Source organism: uncultured Cetobacterium sp., assembly GCF_947039425.1.
In the GTDB taxonomy this organism is placed as follows: domain Bacteria; phylum Fusobacteriota; class Fusobacteriia; order Fusobacteriales; family Fusobacteriaceae; genus Cetobacterium_A.
In genome coordinates, this window is record NZ_CAMQYW010000189.1 from 1 (window position 1) to 3,875 (window position 3,875).

Genomic DNA, 3,875 nt, shown 5'->3' on the forward strand with positions numbered 1-3,875 from the left:
TATGTAGAAAGTTTAGTTAAATCTGTAACAAATCCAAGATCTGCTGAGCCAAAAATAGGAGCTGATTTATCTTTATTTACAGCAATAATATATTCTGATTCTTCCATTCCAGCTAAATGCTGAATAGCTCCAGAAATACCAAAGGCAAAATAAACATCAGGTCTTACAGTTTTTCCAGTTTGACCAACTTGTCTATCATGTCCAATTATACCAGCATCAACAAGAGCTCTTGAAGCTGATGCTACTCCGCCTAATTCACTAGCAAGAAGTTCTAAATTGTTAAATCCTTGAGAGTTACCAACACCTCTACCACCAGAAACTAAAATATTTGCTTCAGTTATATCCACTTTTGCTTTAGTTTCTTTAACAATATCTAAAATTTTAACTTTCATTTTTGACAAATCAAAATCTATTTTAAAATCAATAATTTCTCCTTTGTTGTCATTGTTTTTAATCTCTTTTTTCATTACACCAGGTCTAACTGTAGACATTTGAGGTCTGTGATCAGGACAGATAATAGTAGCCATAAGATTTCCACCAAAGGCAGGTCTTGTCATTAGCAGTTCTTTTGCTTCACCGATCTCAAGCATAGTACAATCTGCTGTTAATCCAGTTTCAAGTCTTGATGATATTCTAGGGCCTAAATCCCTTCCTAAAGTTGTAGCTCCAATAAGCACAATTTCTGGTTTAGTTTCTTTTATGATTTTAGAAAAAGCTTGAGTATATGCTTCAGTATCATAAAACTCTAATTCTTTAGAATCAACAACAATAACTTTATCAGCACCATAAGCTATTAAATCATTAGATAGATTTGATATATTATGTCCTAAAAGAACAGCACAAACTTTTTCATTTAAAGATTTGGCTAACTCTTTACCTTTTCCAATAAGTTCTAAGCCGACATTTTGTAACACTCCTTCTCTTTGTTCTGCAAAGACAAGTATACCTTTATATTCGTTTAAATTCATGATAATCTCCTCTTAGTTAAAATTTTAGATTATAAATTTTTCTTTTAATTTTTCTACTATAATTTTAGCTGCTTCTTGTGGATCAACTTCATAAAGTTGCCCTGCAGACTTGGCTCCTTTAGTAAATGATTTTCTAACTTTAGTTGGAGAACCATTAAGTCCTAATTTATCAGGGTCAACAGTTGAAAGTTTATCAACTCCCCAAATTTCAATTTCTTTATCATAAGCTGTAACAATATCTTTAACATTCATATATCTTGGACTGTTAGCCTCAGCTAAAATAGTCATAAGACATGGAGTTTCAACTTGCAACAACATATATCCTTCTTCTGTAGCTCTTTTAACATTAAATGTATTTTCTTTAATGTATTCAATTTGATTTACATATGTAATTTGAGGAATATTTAAAAACTCAGCAATTTGAGGCCCAACTTGAGCCGTATCTCCATCAATAGCTTGTCTTCCTGCAATAATCAGATCATAATTTAACTCTTTTAAAGCAGCAGATAAAGCGTGAGATGTAGCTAAAGTATCAGCTCCAGCAAATTTTCTATCAGTTAAAAGAATAGCTCTATCTACACCCATGGCAATAGCTTCTCTAAGAGCAGCTTCAGCTTGTGGTGGTCCCATTGTAATAACAGTAATATGTGCTCCATGAATATCTTTTAATTTTAAAGCTTCTTCAAGTCCACCTTTATCGTCAGGGTTAATAATACTTGGTACTCCATCTCTAATTAATGTTCCTTTTACAGGATCAAGTCTAATCTCAGTAGTATCTGGAACTTGTTTAATACATACAACTATATTCATTTTAATGCTCCTCCTTAGTTTACTTTAGTAGTGATCCAGCAATAACCATTCTTTGAACTTCAGATGTTCCTTCATAAATTTCAGTTATTTTAGCATCTCTCATCATTCTTTCAACAGGGTACTCTCTTGTATATCCATATCCTCCATGAAGTTGAACAGCTTTTGTTGTTACTTCCATTGCACTTTCAGCAGCAAATAGTTTTGCAGTGGCAGCTTCTAAAGAGTAATTTTCTTTATTTTCTTTTTTCCAAGCTGCTTTATATACTAAATTTTTAGAAGCTTCAACTTTAGCATACATATCTGCAAGTTGGAATTGAGTATTTTGAAATTGAGAAATAGCTCTTCCAAATTGCTTTCTTTCTTTAACATATTTTATAGTTTCAGCAAGAGCTCCACCAGCAATACCTAGAGCTTGAGCAGCAATACCAATTCTTCCACCATCTAAAGTCATCATTGCAATTTTAAATCCTTTTCCAATAGCTCCTAAAAGATTATCTTTTGGAATTCTACAATTTTCAAATATTAGTTCACAAGTTGCAGAACCTTTAATTCCAAGTTTTTTTTCTTTTTTTCCAACAGAGAATCCTGGAGTAGAAGCTTCAACTATAAAAGCCGAAATTCCTTTTAATCCTTTGCTTTTATCTGTCATGGCAAAAATTATATAAACATGAGCATAACCTGCATTCGTTATAAATATTTTAGAACCATTAAGAATCCATTGGTTACTTTCTTCATTAAAATATGCTGTTGTTTGTTGCCCAGCAGCATCAGTACCAGCATTTGGTTCAGTTAGTCCAAAAGCACCAATCCATTCACCAGTGGCCATTTTAGGAAGAAATCTTTCTTTTTGTTCATTAGTACCAAATTCTAATATAGGAGCAACACCTAAAGATGTATGAGCTGATAAAATAACACCAGTTGTTCCACATGCTTTTGATAACTCTTCAACAGCAGTTGTATACATAATTTGGTCTCCGCCAGCACCTCCATACTCAGTAGGGATTGTAATACCCATAAGACCAATTTTTTTCATTTTCTCCACTGTTTCAATGGGGAATCTTTCCTCCTCATCAATTTCACCAGCAAGAGGTTTAACTTCCTTTTCTGTAAAGGAAACTATCATATTTTTAAAAAGCTCTTGAGATTTGCTAAGTGTAAAATTCATTTAATTCCTCCTAACTTTTATTTTTTCATTAATGTAGCTTTACCAATAATAACTTCTTTACCATTTTGGTTAGTACATTTAGTATTTAAAATAACTCTATTTTTTTCAGGTATTAATTCAATAATTTCAACAGTTGCAGAAATAGTATCTTCAGCATAAACAGGAGCTAAAAATTTTAATTCTTGTGCCATATAAATACTACCTTCTCCAGGAAGTTTAGTACCAAGAACAGCAGAGATTAATCCAGCACTTAACATACCGTGAGCAATACGATGTTTAAACATAGTTGTTTTAGCATACTCTTCATTTGTATGGGCAGGATTATTATCCATAGAGATACCAGCATAAAGAATAATGTCAGTTTCAGTAATAGTTTTAGTAATAGTTTCACTCATTCCAATTTTTAAATCTGAATAGTTCATAATAGACCTCCATTAAATTTATTTTATATTTTTAAAAACAATAGCAGTTCCCATTCCTCCACCAATACATAAACTAGCTAAACCATAGTTAGAATCTCTTTTTTTCATTTCGTGTAATAGAGAAACGATTATTCTATTTCCACTAGCTCCAACAGGATGTCCAAGAGCAATAGCTCCCCCATTAACATTAGTTTTATCACTAAACCACTCAGTATCCACATTATGGATACTAGAAAGTTCTTTCATAACTCCAAGAGCTTGAGCTGCAAAAGCTTCGTTTAATTCTAAAAGATCAATATCTTTTAATGGAATATTAGCTTTTTCAAGAGCATTTCCAATAGCAGGAACAGGACCTAGTCCCATAAATAAAGGATCTACTCCCCCCTGACCAATAGCTATTAATTCAGCAATAGGTTCTAAATTATGTTCTCTAATAGCTTTTTCAGAAGCTAAAAGAAGAACACTTGCACCATCATTTATACCAGAAGAGTTTCCAGCAGTAACACTTCC

Annotated in this window: 4 protein-coding genes and 1 pseudogene; all 5 read right to left on the reverse strand. The window is 32.5% G+C overall.

Annotation, left to right across the window (positions count from 1 at the left end):
* On the reverse strand, positions 1-968 hold a 968-nt coding region (locus Q0V09_RS08830), incomplete at its 3' end, for an electron transfer flavoprotein subunit alpha/FixB family protein (RefSeq protein ID WP_297488652.1).
* A gap of 24 nt (positions 969-992) precedes the next feature.
* The gene (locus tag Q0V09_RS08835) at positions 993-1,778 is read right to left on the reverse strand and encodes an electron transfer flavoprotein subunit beta/FixA family protein (RefSeq protein WP_297406900.1); all 786 of its coding nucleotides are present in this window, start codon (positions 1,776-1,778) and stop codon (positions 993-995) included.
* A 19-nt stretch (positions 1,779-1,797) separates the two neighbouring features.
* Complete coding sequence (locus tag Q0V09_RS08840; RefSeq protein ID WP_297406899.1) at positions 1,798-2,943, reverse strand: acyl-CoA dehydrogenase; 1,146 nt, start codon at positions 2,941-2,943, stop codon at positions 1,798-1,800.
* A 17-nt stretch (positions 2,944-2,960) separates the two neighbouring features.
* Complete coding sequence (locus Q0V09_RS08845; protein WP_297488656.1) at positions 2,961-3,365, reverse strand: MaoC family dehydratase; 405 nt, start codon at positions 3,363-3,365, stop codon at positions 2,961-2,963.
* Positions 3,366-3,383: 18 nt separating this feature from the next.
* Positions 3,384-3,875, reverse strand: a pseudogene (locus Q0V09_RS08850) (acetyl-CoA C-acyltransferase); the annotation flags it as partial.